At 59.5% G+C, this 15,400-nt stretch carries 13 protein-coding genes; 11 read left to right on the top strand and 2 right to left on the bottom strand.

Annotated elements, in window-relative coordinates; genetic code table 11:
• Positions 1-63: 63 nt before the first annotated feature.
• Positions 64-1,692 carry a 3-(methylthio)propionyl-CoA ligase gene (locus tag AC097P_RS15255; protein ID WP_479611283.1) on the bottom strand — a complete coding sequence of 543 codons (1,629 nt, stop codon included), beginning with the start codon at positions 1,690-1,692 and terminating at the stop codon, positions 64-66.
• Between the two features lie 237 nt (positions 1,693-1,929).
• Between AC097P_RS15255 and AC097P_RS15250 the strand changes: the two genes are divergently transcribed.
• The 10 genes from AC097P_RS15250 (at position 1,930) to AC097P_RS15205 (ending at position 12,566) form a co-directional block, all read left to right on the top strand.
• Complete coding sequence (locus AC097P_RS15250) at positions 1,930-2,712, top strand: Crp/Fnr family transcriptional regulator (RefSeq protein WP_479611282.1); 783 nt, start codon at positions 1,930-1,932, stop codon at positions 2,710-2,712.
• 67 nt (positions 2,713-2,779) lie between these two features.
• Entirely contained in the window at positions 2,780-4,318 is a 1,539-nt protein-coding gene (locus AC097P_RS15245) for a protein adenylyltransferase SelO (RefSeq protein WP_479611281.1), read from the top strand.
• 22 nt (positions 4,319-4,340) lie between these two features.
• The gene (msrB, locus tag AC097P_RS15240; RefSeq protein ID WP_479611280.1) at positions 4,341-4,751 is read left to right on the top strand and encodes a peptide-methionine (R)-S-oxide reductase MsrB; all 411 of its coding nucleotides are present in this window, start codon (positions 4,341-4,343) and stop codon (positions 4,749-4,751) included.
• Positions 4,748-5,329 (top strand): septation protein A, encoded by a 582-nt coding sequence (locus AC097P_RS15235; RefSeq protein ID WP_479611279.1) that lies wholly within the window; start codon positions 4,748-4,750, stop codon positions 5,327-5,329. Before msrB ends, AC097P_RS15235 begins: the two co-directional genes overlap by 4 nt.
• A complete protein-coding gene (locus AC097P_RS15230; RefSeq protein WP_479611278.1) occupies positions 5,326-5,616 on the top strand; it encodes a BolA family protein in 291 nt (96 codons plus the stop codon). Before AC097P_RS15235 ends, AC097P_RS15230 begins: the two co-directional genes overlap by 4 nt.
• 53 nt (positions 5,617-5,669) lie before the next feature.
• On the top strand, positions 5,670-6,455 hold the full coding sequence (locus AC097P_RS15225; protein WP_479611277.1) for a peptidylprolyl isomerase: 786 nt from the start codon (positions 5,670-5,672) through the stop codon (positions 6,453-6,455).
• A 102-nt stretch (positions 6,456-6,557) separates the two neighbouring features.
• Positions 6,558-7,412, top strand: coding sequence for a fumarylacetoacetate hydrolase family protein (locus AC097P_RS15220; protein WP_479611276.1), 855 nt, complete (start codon positions 6,558-6,560; stop codon positions 7,410-7,412).
• 12 nt (positions 7,413-7,424) lie between these two features.
• Entirely contained in the window at positions 7,425-9,452 is a 2,028-nt protein-coding gene (locus tag AC097P_RS15215; RefSeq protein WP_479611275.1) for a peptidase U32 family protein, read from the top strand.
• 145 nt (positions 9,453-9,597) lie between these two features.
• On the top strand, positions 9,598-11,079 hold the full coding sequence (locus AC097P_RS15210; RefSeq protein ID WP_479611274.1) for a DUF7125 family protein: 1,482 nt from the start codon (positions 9,598-9,600) through the stop codon (positions 11,077-11,079).
• The gene (locus AC097P_RS15205) at positions 11,079-12,566 is read left to right on the top strand and encodes a hybrid sensor histidine kinase/response regulator (RefSeq protein WP_479611273.1); all 1,488 of its coding nucleotides are present in this window, start codon (positions 11,079-11,081) and stop codon (positions 12,564-12,566) included. Before AC097P_RS15210 ends, AC097P_RS15205 begins: the two co-directional genes overlap by 1 nt.
• Positions 12,567-12,579: 13 nt before the next feature.
• Here the strand turns inward: AC097P_RS15205 and AC097P_RS15200 are convergent, their stop codons facing one another.
• Positions 12,580-13,068 (bottom strand): hypothetical protein, encoded by a 489-nt coding sequence (locus tag AC097P_RS15200; protein WP_479611272.1) that lies wholly within the window; start codon positions 13,066-13,068, stop codon positions 12,580-12,582.
• A 238-nt stretch (positions 13,069-13,306) separates the two neighbouring features.
• On the opposite strand from AC097P_RS15200, the gene AC097P_RS15195 reads away from it, so the two are divergent.
• Positions 13,307-15,397 carry an AsmA family protein gene (locus AC097P_RS15195; protein ID WP_479611271.1) on the top strand — a complete coding sequence of 697 codons (2,091 nt, stop codon included), beginning with the start codon at positions 13,307-13,309 and terminating at the stop codon, positions 15,395-15,397.
• The last annotated feature ends 3 nt before the right edge of the window (positions 15,398-15,400 follow it).

Here is a 15,400-nt window from a genome sequence, read left to right as displayed (position 1 = left end):
AACGCGAGGGTTTCCCCTAGACCGTATCACCTTGGTGACTTGGCGGCGTAGGGACGAGTCCATTCAGGTACCTGGCAGTTTGTAGTCTTTGAGCAGTTCACGCAGTTTGGTCTTTTGCATTTTGCCGGTGCCACCGAGCGGAATGGCGTCCACAAAAACCACGTCATCGGGAATCTGCCACTTGGCGGTTTTTCCCTCGTAAAACGCGAGCAATTCGTCGCGGGTGACCTCTTGCCCCGGCTTCTTGACCACAGCAACAATGGGGCGCTCATCCCACTTGGGGTGCTTCATGCCAATGCAGGCCGCCATGGCTACGGCAGGGTGCGCCATGGCAACGTTTTCGACGTCGATGGAGCTGATCCATTCGCCACCCGATTTAATGACATCCTTGCTGCGGTCGGTAATCTGCATGTAACCATCGGGGTCGATAGTGGCCACATCGCCGGTGGGAAACCAGCCATCCACCAAGGGCGAACCACCCTCCCCTTTGAAATATTCCTTAATGACCCAGGGGCCTTTGACCAACAGGTCACCATAGGCTTTGCCGTCCCAGGGCAGATGGTGGCCCGCCTCGTCCACAATTTTCATGTCTACGCCAAAAATGCCGCGACCTTGCTTGAGCCGGACTTTCATCTTGTCGGACGCATCCATCGGCAAGTGCTTGTTCTTCAGCGTGCACACCGTGCCCAGCGGCGACATCTCGGTCATACCCCAGGCGTGTAGCACTTCGACGCCATAGACATCGTTGAAGGCGGTGATCATCGCCGGTGGACAGGCCGAGCCACCTATAACGGTGCGCTTGAGCGTAGAGAAGCGCAAACCGCCCGCCTGCATGTGGGCCAGCATCATTTGCCACACGGTGGGAACGCCGGCTGCAAAGCTGACTTTTTCGGATTCGATCAACTCAAAAATGGATTTGCCGTCCATGGCCGGGCCGGGGAAAACCAGCTTTGCGCCAGTCATGGCCGCGGAATACGGCAGGCCCCAGGCGTTGACATGGAACATGGGTACGACGGGCAGCACGCAATCACGGGCGCTCATGCTCAACGCATCCGGCAAAGCGCCGGCCAAAGCGTGCAGCATGGTGGAGCGATGGCTGTACAGCGCGGCCTTGGGGTTGCCGGTGGTACCACTGGTGTAGCACATGCTCGACGCTGAATTCTCATCAAACTCCGGCCACACGTAACTGGTGGGTTGCGCACCAATCCAGGCTTCGTAGCTCTGCAGTCCGGGGACACCGCTATCGGCCGGCAGATTCTCGGCGTCGCACAACGCGATGAAGTGCTTCACCGTTTTGCAGTGGGCGTGTATGGCCTTGATGATGGGCAGGAAGCTCAGGTCAAAGCACAGCACCTGGTCTTCGGCGTGGTTGACGATCCATGCGATCTGCTCTGGGTGCAGGCGCGGGTTCAGCGTATGCAGCACGCGGCCCGATCCGCTGACGCCAAAGTAGAGCTCCAGATGCCGGTAGCCGTTCCAGGCCAGTGTGGCAACACGGTCGCTAAATGCTAGTTGCATGGAATCCAGTGCATTGGCCACCTGGCGGGAGCGCACAGCAATGTCCTTGTACGTACAGCGGTGTATATCCCCCTCCACCCGACGTGACACCACTTCAGCCTCAGCGTGGTGCCGCTCGGCAAAATCGATCAGCGACGAAATCAGCAGTTGTTGGCTTTGCATTAACCCTAGCATGGAAACTCCTTGGGACAGTGGATACTGGAAATCATCATAGTAGTTTGTTGTCCTTTATAAGCAGTGCGGTTAATGCACACGTGGCAGCCGTTGCCTGTGCACCCAATACCAGCAGGAGTGTGCGGGCACGGGCGCTCACTTGCAAACGGTGTCGTCTGGACGACATGGGGACAGCGTCGGATTGATAGGGTTAGTCGCAGCTTGCAAAGCCACACAAAATCTACTCGAATGTCTCGAATGACCGAAGCAAATACGCAACTTGTGCCAAGGGCCATCGATGCTGAGCCCGTATCCTTTTTGCACCCTCCTGACCGCACGCCCGTCCCGTCGTCGCATTCACTGATATTTGACGCCACACGCAGCCCTGTACGCAGCTTTCTGCAAACCCAGGCCTGGTTCAATGCCATGCCCGCCGACCAACAGGACGTGCTGGAAGCCGAGGTCTACACGCTGTCAGCTGCGCGCGGACAGACCGTTTTGCAAGCCAACGAACGCACCCAGGGCTGGTACGGGGTACTGCGCGGCCTGGTCCGTATTTCGACGCCACCGGTTGCCGGGCGGCGCTCCGATTTCCTGGGCGTGGCGGCCGGAGAGTGGTTTGGCGAAGGTGCAGCGCTGAAGAATGAAATGCGCCGCTACCAGGTCGTCGCGCTGCGCGACACCGAACTGTTGTGCCTGCCCATTGGTACCTTCCACCACCTGCAGTCCACCAGCCTGGCTTTTAACCAATGCGTCGTAGCCTGCCTGAACCTGCGCCTGTCGCAGGCCATGGCCATGATCGATGCCGGGCGTACCCGCAGCCCCGAGCAGCGCATTGCCTTGGCGCTGAGCCGGCTGTTCTGGAGCCGCACCCGGCAACTGGACCTGACACAGGATGAGCTCGCCAGCCTGTCCGGCATGTCTCGCCAAACCGCCAACCGGGTACTCAATGCGATGCAAGAGCACGGTGTTATTACTTTGTCGATGAACCGCATCAAGATACTGGACGAGACTGCGCTGACCCACTGGCAGGGCGCCTGACTGCACAGCCCTCCCCGGCCTTGCCCTTGCACGGGACGGGTTTCACCCGCTGCCAGACAATAGGGTCATGCATGACACCTCTATGGGCCAAACCGGCCCGACAGGCCTGGCAACGGGCTGGCGCTGGACCAACAGCTTTGCCACCTTGGGAACCGATTTCTCCTCCCCCGTGGTTACCCAAGCCTTGGCAGATCCGTACTGGGTGGGCGTCAGTCCCTCCGCCGCCGGGCTTGTGGGTTTGACGCAGCAAGCACTGCAATCTGACGATTGGCTCAACACCCTGGCTGGCAACCAGACCGCCCCGGGCTCGCAACCCCTATCCAGCGTTTACAGCGGCCACCAGTTTGGCGTATGGGCCGGGCAACTGGGCGATGGCCGGGCCGCGCTGCTGGGCGAACTGACGCCGCCTGCGGGCGACGACGCCGTGGCGCAAGAGGTGCAGCTCAAGGGCGCTGGCATGACGCCCTACTCCCGCATGGGCGACGGACGCGCGGTTCTGCGCTCCAGCATCCGCGAGTTCCTGTGCAGTGAAGCCACGCACGCGCTGGGCATACCGACCACCCGAGCCCTGTGCGTGGTCGGCTCCGACCATCCGGTGTACCGCGAGCGGCCCGAGACAGCAGCCGTCGTCACCCGGCTCGCGCCCAGCTTTATCCGATTCGGGCATTTCGAACACTTCTGCCACCATGACCTGCATCCGCAGCTACGCCAGCTGGCTGACTACGCCATCGACCGGTTTTACCCGGCCTGCCGCACCGATACACGCCTGAACGGCAACGCCTACGCCAACTTCCTGCAGGCGGTGACCGAGCGCACGGCCAAGATGGTGGCGCAGTGGCAGGCGGTGGGCTTTTGCCACGGCGTCATGAACACCGACAACATGAGCATACTGGGCCTGACGATTGACTACGGCCCGTTCCAGTTTTTGGACGCCTTCGACCCCGGCCATATTTGCAACCATTCGGACCACCAGGGCCGCTATGCCTTTTACAAGCAACCCAACGTCGCCTACTGGAATCTATATTGCCTGGGCCAGGCCCTGTTGCCGCTGATAGAAGACCAGGAGTTGACGATCGCCGCGCTGGAGACCTACAAAACCGTCTACCCCCAAGCGGCCGACGCCTGCATGGCGGCCAAGCTGGGTTTGGCGGACGTGCAAAATGTTCGGGATGGCCAGCGCGAACTGGCGGACGACGTGCTGCGGCTGCTGGCTGCCGACCGCGTGGACTACAGCATCTTCTGGCGTCGCCTGAGCCACTGGGTGAAAAACCGGGAGAACGACCCCGTAACCCCGGACGATTCAGTGCGGGATTTATTCCTGGACCGGGACAGCATCGACGCCTGGTTGCTACGATATTCAGAGCGGCTTACGCACGTCCCACGAGGGCTAGCGGCCGATTTGATGCTGAAGACCAACCCCAAATACGTGCTGCGCAACCACTTGGGCGAATTGGCCATCCGCGCGGCTGAGGGCAAGGACTATGCCGTCGTAGCACAATTACAGCAGGCGCTGGCAGCCCCGTTCGACGAGCAGCCCGCGCTGGAATCCTTTGCCGACTTTCCGCCCGACTGGGCCAGCACCATCTCCATCAGCTGCAGTTCCTGACACTCCCCAAGGAAACCCTTCCATGACCTACCCCATTGCCAAAACCGACGACGAATGGAAAGCCCTGCTCAAAGCCAAGGGTGCTGAGCCGGTCGCGTTTGAAGTGACCCGCCACGCCGCCACCGAGCGCCCGTTCACCGGCAAATACGCCGACAACTACAAAGATGGCACTTACCACTGCATCTGCTGTGACAAGCCCCTGTTCACGTCCAGCACCAAGTTCGACGCGGGTTGCGGCTGGCCCAGCTTCGACAAAGCCATTGCCGACGGGGCCGTAGCCACCCGCACCGACCGCTCCCACGGCATGTCGCGCACCGAGGCCCTGTGCGGACACTGCGGCGCCCACCTGGGTCACCTGTTTGACGACGGCCCAACGGAAACCGGCCTGCGCTACTGCATGAATTCCGCCTCGTTACACTTCAGCCCTGAATGAAAATACTGCTCGACTTCATCCCCGTTCTACTTTTTTTCTGCGCGTACAAGCTGCACGACTATTTCGGTGTTGGCAAAGACGAAGCCATCTACTTCGCAACTCCTGTGCTCATGGCCGCCACGGTAGTGCAAATGGCCATCATCTATGCGCTGGATCGCAAGCTGACAGCGCTGCACAAGTTCACGCTCGGCGCCATACTCCTGTTCGGAAGTATCACGCTGGCGATACATGACAAGCGATACATCATGTGGAAACCCAGCGTGCTGTACGCGGCGACTGCCATCGTCATGGCCGTCATGCTGTGGGGCATGGGTAAAAATGTTTTAAAGACTTTGCTCGGTGGCCAACTAGAGTTGCCTGATTCCGTCTGGCACCGGGTCGGTACGGCCTGGATAGGCTTTTTCCTGTTCCTGTCCGCCAGCAACGCGTATGTGGTCCTGTACTACAGCGAGGAAGCCTGGATCAATTTCAAGATCTGGGGTTATGGTTTCTGGCTTGTCTTCTTCCTTGGTTTGGGCACTTACCTCGTACCCCACATCAAAAACGACGACGACGCCGAAAAAGAGGGGTCTCCATGAGCACCGGCCCTACCGCAGAGCAGCTCGAAGCGCGCTTGCGCGAGCGTCTGTCACCTACCCGCCTGGAGGTGCTGGACGAGAGTCACCAGCACGCTGGGCACGTTGGCGCCAATGGCACCGGCTTTGGCACCCACTTCCGCGTCCGTATCGCTTCACACTTGTTTACAGGTTTGAGCCGGGTGGCCCGCCACCGGCTTGTGTATGATGCGCTGCAAGATTTCATTGCTCGGGGCTTGCACGCCCTGGCCATTGAGACCGACAACCCGCCAAACACCACATCCGTTTGACACGCCGTTTTTGGCACCAGTTTTTGATTTATTTGTATCCTGAAGGAATCCGCATGAAGAAGCAAATTTTGTCCGCACTCGCGACTGCCTCCCTGCTGGCAGCGCTGGCGCCTGCGGCCATGGCCCAGAACGTGGCCATCGTCAATGGCAAGGCGATCCCCAAGTCCCGTGTGGACGCACTGGCCGAGCAAGTGAAGCGCTCCGGCCGCCCTGTGTCTCCCGAGATGCAAGGCCAGCTGAAAGATGAAGTCATCGCCCGTGAAATCTTCATGCAGGAAGCCCAGTACCGCGGTCTGGACGCCACTGAAGACTTCAAGACCCAGATCGAACTCGCCCGCCAGGCCATCCTGATCCGCGAACTGTTTGGTGACTACCAGAAGAAGAACCCCGTCACCGACGAGGAAATCAAGGCTGAATACGACAAGTTTGCTGCCCAGAATTCCGGCAAGGAGTTCAAGGCCCGCCACATCCTGGTGGAAACCGAAGACCAGGCCCGTGCCATCATCGCGCGTCTGAAAAAGGGTGCCAAGTTTGACGAGATCGCCAAGAAAGATTCCAAGGACCCAGGCTCGGGTGCCAAGGGCGGCGATCTGGATTGGGCCAACCCCGGCAACTACGTGAAGGAATTCTCTGAAGCGCTGACCGGTTTGACCAAGGGCAAGACCACCGAGACCCCGGTCAAGACCCAGTTCGGCTACCACGTCATCCGCCTGGACGACATTCGCGATGCCCAGTTGCCCAAGTTTGAAGATGTGAAGCCGCAAATTGGCCAACAGCTGCAACAGCAAAAGATCGCCAAGTTCCAGGAAGAACTGCGCGCCAAAGCCAAAATCGAATAAACCCGACTGCGGCAACGCATGGTGTGCACGACAAAACGCGGCTTCAAGGCCGCGTTTTTCATTGGCAGTTGCAAACTTTTACTCTTTTAAAAAAGGCACCAGATGAAGCTCTTGCGCTATGGCCCCTCTGGCCATGAAAAACCCGGTGTGCTGGATGCGGCCGGCCGCGTGCGCGACCTGTCCGGCATCGTCCCCGATCTGGCCGGCGACGCCCTGCTGCCCGCCCAACAGGCCAGGCTGAAGGCACTAGACCTGAAAACCCTGCCCCTGGTGCCTGGCGTACCGCAAAAAGACCTGCGCCTGGGCCCCTGCGTGGCCCGCACGGGCAAGCTGATTTGCATTGGCCTGAACTACTCGGACCACGCAGCTGAGGCAGGTATGCAGGTACCGCCCGAGCCGGTGGTCTTCAACAAATGGACCAGCGCCATCTGCGGCCCCGACGATGCAGTGCAGATTCCCCGAGGCTCGGTCAAGACCGATTGGGAAGTTGAACTGGGCGTCGTCATAGGCCAGGGCGGCCGCTACATCCCTGAGGCCGACGCCATGGCCCATGTGGCTGGCTACTGCATCGTCAACGATGTGTCCGAGCGCGAATACCAGCTGGAGCGCAGTGGCACCTGGGACAAGGGCAAGGGCTGCGACACCTTTGGCCCCTTGGGTCCGTGGCTGGTGACGGCCGATGAGGTGCCTGATCCACAAGCGCTGGGCCTGTGGCTGGACGTGGATGGCAAGCGCTACCAACATGGATCGACGGCCACCATGGTCTACCAAGTAGCGTTCCTGATCAGCTACCTGAGCCGCTTCATGAGCTTGCAGAGCGGCGATGTCATCTCCACCGGCACGCCACCCGGCGTCGGCATGGGCCAGAAGCCTCCGGTGTACCTGCGCGCTGGCCAGACCATGCACCTGGGCATTGACGGCTTGGGCACGCAAACCCAAAAGGTCGTGCAGGCCTGAAATAATTGCGCCATGTCGTTGCCCGATTACCAACTCGAACTACTGGCCCCCGCGCGTGATGCCGACATTGGCATAGAGGCTGTCAACCATGGCGCGGATGCCGTCTACATCGGCGGCCCGTCTTTTGGCGCGCGCTCCAGCGCCGACAACAGCATTGCCGACATCGCGCGACTGGTGGCCCATGCGCACCGGTTTAACAGCCGCATCTTCGTCACGATGAACACCATATTGCGCGACGACGAGCTGGAAGGCGCGCGCAAGCTGGCCTGGCAGCTATATGACGCCGGTGCCGATGCGCTGATCATCCAGGACATGGGCCTGTTGGAAATCGACATGCCGCCCATGCAGTTGCATGCCAGCACGCAGACCGACATCCGCACGCCGGAGAAAGCGCGATTTCTGCAAGATGCGGGGCTGTCGCAAATTGTGTTGGCGCGTGAGCTCACGTCGAAGCAGATCGCCGCCATCCGTGCCCAAACGCGTTGCACGCTGGAATTTTTTGTCCACGGCGCGCTGTGCGTGGCCTACAGCGGCCAGTGCTACATCAGCCATGCCCACACCGGGCGCAGCGCCAACCGCGGCGAATGCAGCCAGGCTTGCCGCCTGCCTTACCAGGTCGTGGACGACAAAGGCCGCTTCGTCGCGCACGATAAACACGTGCTGTCGATGAAGGACAACAACCAAAGCGAAAACCTGGCGGCGTTGGTGGACGCTGGCATACGCAGCTTCAAGATCGAAGGCCGCTACAAGGATTTGGGCTATGTGAAGAACATCACCGCCCATTACCGCAAGCTGCTGGATCAGCTGATAGCAGACCGCCAAGACTCGGCCCAGCCCAACCACTTTCCACTCGCGCGCGCCAGCAGCGGCCGCACCACATTCACGTTCACACCCGACCCCAACCAGAACTTCAACCGTGAGTTCACCGACTACTTCGTGCAGGGCCGCAAGGAAGACATCGGCGCTTTCGACTCTCCCAAGAACCCGGGACAGGCGATTGGTTACGTGACCCAGGTCGGCCCGAATTGGGTAGAAATGGAACTGAGTAACACCAGCATGGTGCTACACAACGGCGACGGCTTGTGCTACTACGACCTGCAAAAGGAACTGGTGGGCCTGGCCATCAACCGGGCTGAAAGCCTTAACGCGGCCAAGGGCCGCTGGCGCGTGTTTCCCAAGGACGCCGTGGCTGGTCTGAAGGACCTGCGCAAAGGCCTGGAAGTCAACCGCAACCGCGCCGTGGACTGGGTCCGCGTGCTGGAGAAGAAATCCAGCGACCGGCGCATCAGCGTCTGGGCGTCTCTGTCGGCCTGCCCAGAGCGAGGCACCATAAGCTTGCGTTACACCGATGAGGATGGCTGCGTGGGTGATGCCCACACCGCAATGCCGCTGCAGCGTGCCAAGGACGCCGGCGCTGCCGATGCTAATAACCGCGATCAGATTGCAAAGCTGGGCGCTACAATTTTTGAAGCGCTAGAGATAGATTCGGCAAGGGCTAGCGGCCTATTTGTCCCGGCATCGGTTCTCAACGCACTGCGCCGCGAGGCTGTAAAAGCTCTTGAGGCAGCCCGCGCCCGGGCCCTGCAGCGCCTGGCGCGCGCCGCGCCCGTAGTGCCACCCGTGCCCTACCCGCAAGACAGCCTGAGCTATCTGGCCAATGTGCACAACCAGGCAGCCCACGCCTTTTACGCCCGCCACGGCGTCAAGGTAATAGCCGCAGCCTACGAGGCCAATGAAGAGCTGGGTGAAGTCAGCTTGATGATCACCAAGCACTGCGTGCGCTTCTCATTAAGCCTGTGTCCCAAGCAGGCCAAAGGCGTAGTCGGGGTGCAGGGACAAGTAAAAGCTGAGCCACTGCAGCTTATCAACGGCAAAGAAAAGCTGACCCTGCGCTTTGACTGCAAGCCCTGCGAGATGCATGTTGTGGGTAAGATCAAGACGTCGGTTTTGAACCAGGCCAGGAGAGACCAGGCCGGCGTGGCAGAAGTCGTGCCGCTGGTGTTCCACAAAACCCGGCCTAAGCAGGAGTTTGGACACTGAGAACGCAAGCGACGGTGTGGCGCAACGCACAGAACGATCAGGCATGGGCAATTAGCATGCCTACCAGTCGTTCTGGAGCACATGTTGGTACCGCTCACGCGCGGCAAACCAATGCAACAGAAACTGATTAACGGAGCAGAAAAAGATGCTTTTTACCGGAATACCCGGACTAGACACCATTTTGGGCGGTGGCCTAGCCGAACACCGTATCTACCTGATTGAGGGCGAGCCTGGCAGTGGCAAGACCACGCTCGGAATGCAATTTTTGCTGGAGGGCGCGCGGCGCGGTGAGCGGGTGCTTTACATCACACTGGCCGAGAGCTTGTCCGAATTGCAGGCGGTTGCCGACTCCCATGGCTGGGACATTTCGGGTGTAGAGGTGCATGTGGTGCTGCCACCCGAGAACCTGCTGGAGGCTGATGCCCACTACACGATGTTTCACCCGTCCGAGGTAGAGCTATCGGACATGCTGAAGCTGATACTGGGTGCAGTTGAACGCATCAAGCCAACCCGCGTGGTGCTCGATTCCCTATCGGAATTGCAGTTGCTGGCCGATTCACCGCTGCGCTACCGCCGCCAGGTGCTGGCGCTGAAGCAGTTTTTTGCCAAGCGCGAATGCACTGTCATCCTGCTGGACGATCGCACTTCGTCGCAAAGTAATCTGCAAGTGCGCAGCATTGCACACGCCGTCATACAGCTCGACCACGCGGTGAAGGACTACGGTAGTGAGCGGCGGCGCCTGCGGGTTGTCAAGTACCGCGGCCAGAAGTACATGGGCGGCTTGCATGACTACATACTGGTACGCGGCGGGCTGGAGGTGCATCCGCGGCTCGTCGCTTCACAAACCCGCACCATCAACGCGCGACAACAACGGAGCAGTGGCCTGCCCAAGCTGGATGCACTGCTGGGTGGCGGTGTCGAGGAAGGTTCCAGCACGCTGATCGTAGGCCCACCCGGCACCGGCAAATCATCGGTTGCAGCACAGTTTGTGGCGGCGGCCAATGCACGCGGTGATATAGCGGCCATGTTCCTGTACGAAGAGTCGGTCAGCAACCTGCTGCACCGAACGGACGGCCTCGGCATGAACCTACGCGCCTCCTTGGACAATGGATTGCTAACCATCCAGCAAATTGATCCTGCTGAACTCACGCCGGGCCAGTTCTCCGCTGCCATCGTGGCAGCAGTGAAGCGCGGTGCCAAAGTTGTCGTCATCGACAGCCTCAACGGCTACATGCAGGCTGTGCCCGATGAACGGTTCATGACGACCCACCTTCATGAGATCCTGACCTTTTTGGGTCAGCACCAAGTGGCTACCTTCTTGGTAGGTGTGCAACAGGGCATGCTGGGCGACAATATGTCCAGTGCACTGGACGCCAGTTACCTGGCGGACAACGTGCTGATGATGCGTTATTTCGAGCTGGACGGAGAAGTGCACCAGGCGCTGTCGGTATTTAAAAAACGTGGCAGCTTGCACGAACGCACGATCAGGGTATTGTCTATGTCCCGAGATGGTATTGCGATTGGCGATGTGCTGCGCGGCTACCGTGGCATTCTGACGGGCGTGCCGGTCCCCTTGGGCGACGGTGATGCTGCCATGGCATCACATTCAGACCTGGCAGTCGGCTGATGGAACACTCGCTATTGGTATTTTTGCCCGGAGGGCGCGACGCCACGCTGACAGAACAGTTACTCGGTGCGAACGGGGTAACAGTGCATGTGTGTCATACGCCCTCAAATTTGGCCGTGCAATTGCAGGAGGACGTTGGTGCCTTGCTTCTTTCCGAAGAGGCCCTAGGAATCTGCGGAGAATTGGTGCGGCGGTCCGTTGAAACCCAGGCTGCATGGTCCGACCTACCTATCTTGTTGCTGACCCGCAGCGGCATGGAATCTCGGGAGACCCAGCGCGCCGTGGAGCATTTGGGCAACGTTACGTTGCTGGAGCGCCCGGTGCGCACGATAGCGCTGGTGAGTTTCGTAAAGTCGGCATTGCGCGCGCGCGCCCGGCAGTACGAAGTGCGGGCGATGGACCAGCGCAAAGACCAATTTCTGGCGACGCTCGCCCACGAGCTGCGCAACCCGCTCGCCCCGATCATGAACGCCACCGGCATCTTCGAACGGCTGCACCCATCCGAGCAGACCACGCGGCTGGTGCAAATGGTGCAGCGCCAAGTAAGCCACTTGACGCGGCTCATCGACGACCTGATGGATGTGGCCCGCATCAACAACGGCAAGATCCACTTGCAGACGATTCCCACCACCGCGCAGCGCATCGTCCACCATGCTATGGAGATTGCCGGCGCTTCGCTGCGTGAACGTCGGCACCGGGTTGCGATGAATGTACCGAATGACGACATAGCCATGTTGGCAGACCAAGTGCGTTTGGTGCAAAGTCTGGCCAATATTATCGTCAACGCGGCCAAATTCACACCGCCAGGTGGAGACATCACTATCACTGCGGAAATGCGTGAAAAGACTATGGCTTTTGTTGTCCGGGACAGCGGCAATGGCCTGTCGCCCAAGGCATTGACTTCAGTCTTTGGCATGTTCGCGCAAGAACGCGCTGTTGGTGAACCCTCCACCGGCTTGGGTATTGGCTTGCACTTGGCAAAGGCTTTCGTAGAGCTACACGGCGGCGCCATCACTGCCCGCAGCGAAGGGCCGGGTAAAGGCAGTGAATTTTCGATTACCGTTCCGCTGAGCGCCTCAATCGCACCTAAGCTCGCATCTGGGGTGCGCAACAAAGGGCTGCCAACGGAGGCACCCCCCTGCCGTGTGCTCGTTGTCGATGACAACGAAGACGCAGCTAATAGCTTTGCTGAATTACTGGCCATCGAGGGTATTGCAACAACGGTCGCGCATGATGGACGCACGGCAGTTCAACTTGCAACCGAACAGAAACCCGACGTGGTACTGATGGACATTGGCATGCCCGAACTCAACGGTTATGAGGCAGCCCGCGCGATACGCGCCATCTTCCACGGTGCAGGCCCCAAGCTGATTGCGATGACCGGCTGGGGCCAGCAGGCAGACCAACAGCGGGCACGCGAAGCTGGCTTTGACCTGCACTTCGTGAAGCCGGTGTCGGTACAACGGCTTCTCGAATGCCTGCGCTAGCAGGCCGTTGCGCTTAGCTCACCGAATTGCGGACCCGGTCCCAGGCATCCCGCGCAGCATGGCGCGCGTGGTCCCAAGTCAGAGAAGATTTGCCCCGCACCGAATCCCAATTACGCGACAGGTCTGCCTCGACATCGTCAAAGGTACGGCCAGCGAAGTTGGGCGAGGAGCTGACGCCGTAATCGTAGGCTGGGCCATAGTCGTCATACGAATGACCGCTTTTCACATACGGACGCGAGGCGTAGTTCTCACGCCAGTAAGCGGTTTCGACGGTGGGGTCGATTTGTTCAGCAGCCGCCTTGCCGGCCAGACCACCAACGATAGCGCCGGCTGCAGCCCCCAAGACTGTGCCCACTGGACCGGCGACGGTCCCTATTGCGGCGCCAGTGGCTGCGCCGCCAACTGCAGCGCCTACGCCTGTTCCTACCGGATGGGCCCCGGGAGCGCCCGTGATGGGATCTCGGTTAGCACGGTCCTTAACGGGATTGAGTGTTTCGTTCATGGTGGTGTTCCCCTACAAGAGTTAAAAAGCCAATCAAACATTGCCGCATCGCTGCACCAGGACACGGCATACATAGCATGGCAAATAGCGGGCTGGGCATCTGTTCGCAGTCGCACAAGACAAGGCTATATCTGGACTATGTAGGGCAACGCACCGACGCTGGACACGCACCGGCCTATCTTTAAAATGGAACCCAACCGTAAAGCCAACCCACAGCAGAAAAGGATCGTCCCGAACGATGAAGACCCCAGCGTTTAGACCCAAGCGGTGGCAAGCGATTGGCTTGGCACTGGTAGCTTTGCTGGTAGTACTGTGGCTCGTTTTTGATTGGAACTGGTTTCGCCATCCGTTGGAACGTTACGTTTCAGAGAAAACCCAGCGCGAATTCCACATCTCCGACCTCGACGTCGATTTGGGTTTAACGCCGACCATCAAGATGAAGGATGTGGTGTTTGCAAACGCGGATTGGTCGTCTGACCCCACACCGATGGCGCAGGTGGGCTCGCTGGAATTTACAGTGTCGTTACGCGACCTGTTTGACCACAAGATATTGGTACCGCGGGTGGCTCTGTCCAACGCGAAACTATTATTTGAGAAAGCTGCCGATGGCCGCAAGAACTGGTTGATCCGCAAGCCCTCCGAATCGTCGGGTGCCAGCCGCCTGCGCATCAGCAGCCTTTCTGTTGACAAAGGCCACTTGCGCTACAGCGACCATGGAGAGCCCTTCGCCATCGATGTCGATGCCAGCACGTTTGATCCGGCAGCTACTGACGGGGTCGTGAAAGCCGCAGCGAAGCCGCGCAACACCAGCTACACCACCCGCTACCAGTTCAGCGGCAAATACCACGGCGCAGCCTTCAACGGCGATGCCTTGACTGGCGACGTACTGAGCTTTCAGGAATCCGCCACGCCCTTCCCCATCCAGGGCAGGCTGCACGCCGGTACCACACGGGCGATGGTGGAAGGAACGGTTGCCGATGTCATGGATATCTCGGCGATCGACATGCAAATGAAAATTGAAGGTTCCACGCTGGCCAGCCTGTATCCGTTTTTGTTATTACCCCTGCCAGCGTCTCCGCCCTATGCCTTGCGCGGGCATCTCGTGCAACAGGGTGATCGCTACAGCATTGATGACCTGAACGGAAAAATCGGAGACACCGACGTCAAAGGCAGCGGTGCCTACCTGAAGAAAAAACCGCGGCCATTGTTGACCGCCAAGCTGGAAAGCAAGTTGCTGAAACTGTCCGACCTGGGCCCGCTGATTGGATTGGAGACAAAAGACACGGCCAACAAGCCTGACGCCAAGCTCCAGCCATCTGACACTACAACCCGAGGGAAAGCCCAGGCAAAGGAACGTCAGATCGCCGGCGACAAGGTTTTGCCAACTGGCACCGCTGCCGCCAAAGGCGATGGCATATTGCCGCGAGGCAAATTTGATGGACGGCGCATCAGCGCCATCGATGCAGACGTGGACTATGCTGCAGCCCGACTGGAGGCGCCAGATGCCCTACCGGTGGAAAACTTGAAATTTTCGTTCCACCTGCACGATGCCGTGGCCAAGCTTGAACCTCTGCAGGTCGGCTTTGCGGGGGGCACCATCGTGTCCAACATCACGATAGACGCCAAGCAGGAAAAGCATCTGCGTTCCACGCTGGACGCGGATTTTCGCCATATCCAGATTGCCAAACTATTCCCGACCATGCCCAAGTTGGCCCAGGGTGCCGGCGAGCTGGGGGCCCAGATCCGGCTCAGTGGAGACGGTTCGTCCATCGCTGATGCGGCGGGAAATGCGGATGGCAACATCTCCGTTGCCATTGCAAATGGTCGTATTTCCAATATGCTGGATGCTGTCGCAGGGCTCAACGGCGGCAAGATCATCACGCTGCTAGTAGGTGGCGACAAGGACATCAAGGTCAATTGCGGCGCCGCGTCTTTTGGCGTGCGGGACGGCTTGGGTACGTCGCAATTTTTTGTTGTGGATACCGAGCAGACCCGGGTGGACGGCAGCGGTGTTTTCAACCTGAAGGATGAGCAGTTCAGCTTCACGGTTGAGCCCAAGCCGAAGAAGGCGGGTATCTTTTCTCTGCGTACACCGTTCTATCTGTACGGCAGTTTCAGGCATCCACAGTACGGCCTCGACAAGGGCAAACTGGTGCTGCGCGTGGGCTCTGCAATTGCCCTGGAATTGCTCAACCCTCTGGCTGCGCTGTTGCCGCTGATCGAAACCGGATCTGGCAACGACACCAACTGCGCGGCTCTACTCGCACCGGTAAAAGGCGCGCAACGCCAGGCCAGCGCAGTCAGTAAAACTGCGCCCGTTAAACGCTGAGGT

Source organism: Rhodoferax sp. ZS1R8 (assembly GCF_056521325.1).
The sequence above is the reverse complement of the archived record's forward strand: the minus strand, read 5'-3'. Positions and strand labels throughout refer to the sequence as shown.

Excerpts from the sequence above, each read along its gene's own strand:
- AC097P_RS15230 (WP_479611278.1), top strand. The coding sequence starts at position 5,326 with ATGAGCACCGGCCCTACCGCAGAGCAGCTCGAAGCGCGCTTGCGCGAG.
- AC097P_RS15215 (WP_479611275.1), top strand. The coding sequence starts at position 7,425 with ATGTCGTTGCCCGATTACCAACTCGAACTACTGGCCCCCGCGCGTGAT.
- AC097P_RS15255 (WP_479611283.1), bottom strand. The coding sequence starts at position 1,692 with ATGCTAGGGTTAATGCAAAGCCAACAACTGCTGATTTCGTCGCTGATC.
- AC097P_RS15245 (WP_479611281.1), top strand. The coding sequence starts at position 2,780 with ATGCATGACACCTCTATGGGCCAAACCGGCCCGACAGGCCTGGCAACG.
- AC097P_RS15225 (WP_479611277.1), top strand. The coding sequence starts at position 5,670 with ATGAAGAAGCAAATTTTGTCCGCACTCGCGACTGCCTCCCTGCTGGCA.
- AC097P_RS15235 (WP_479611279.1), top strand. The coding sequence starts at position 4,748 with ATGAAAATACTGCTCGACTTCATCCCCGTTCTACTTTTTTTCTGCGCG.
- AC097P_RS15195 (WP_479611271.1), top strand. The coding sequence starts at position 13,307 with ATGAAGACCCCAGCGTTTAGACCCAAGCGGTGGCAAGCGATTGGCTTG.
- AC097P_RS15200 (WP_479611272.1), bottom strand. The coding sequence starts at position 13,068 with ATGAACGAAACACTCAATCCCGTTAAGGACCGTGCTAACCGAGATCCC.
- AC097P_RS15250 (WP_479611282.1), top strand. The coding sequence starts at position 1,930 with ATGACCGAAGCAAATACGCAACTTGTGCCAAGGGCCATCGATGCTGAG.
- msrB (WP_479611280.1), top strand. The coding sequence starts at position 4,341 with ATGACCTACCCCATTGCCAAAACCGACGACGAATGGAAAGCCCTGCTC.
- AC097P_RS15220 (WP_479611276.1), top strand. The coding sequence starts at position 6,558 with ATGAAGCTCTTGCGCTATGGCCCCTCTGGCCATGAAAAACCCGGTGTG.
- AC097P_RS15205 (WP_479611273.1), top strand. The coding sequence starts at position 11,079 with ATGGAACACTCGCTATTGGTATTTTTGCCCGGAGGGCGCGACGCCACG.
- AC097P_RS15210 (WP_479611274.1), top strand. The coding sequence starts at position 9,598 with ATGCTTTTTACCGGAATACCCGGACTAGACACCATTTTGGGCGGTGGC.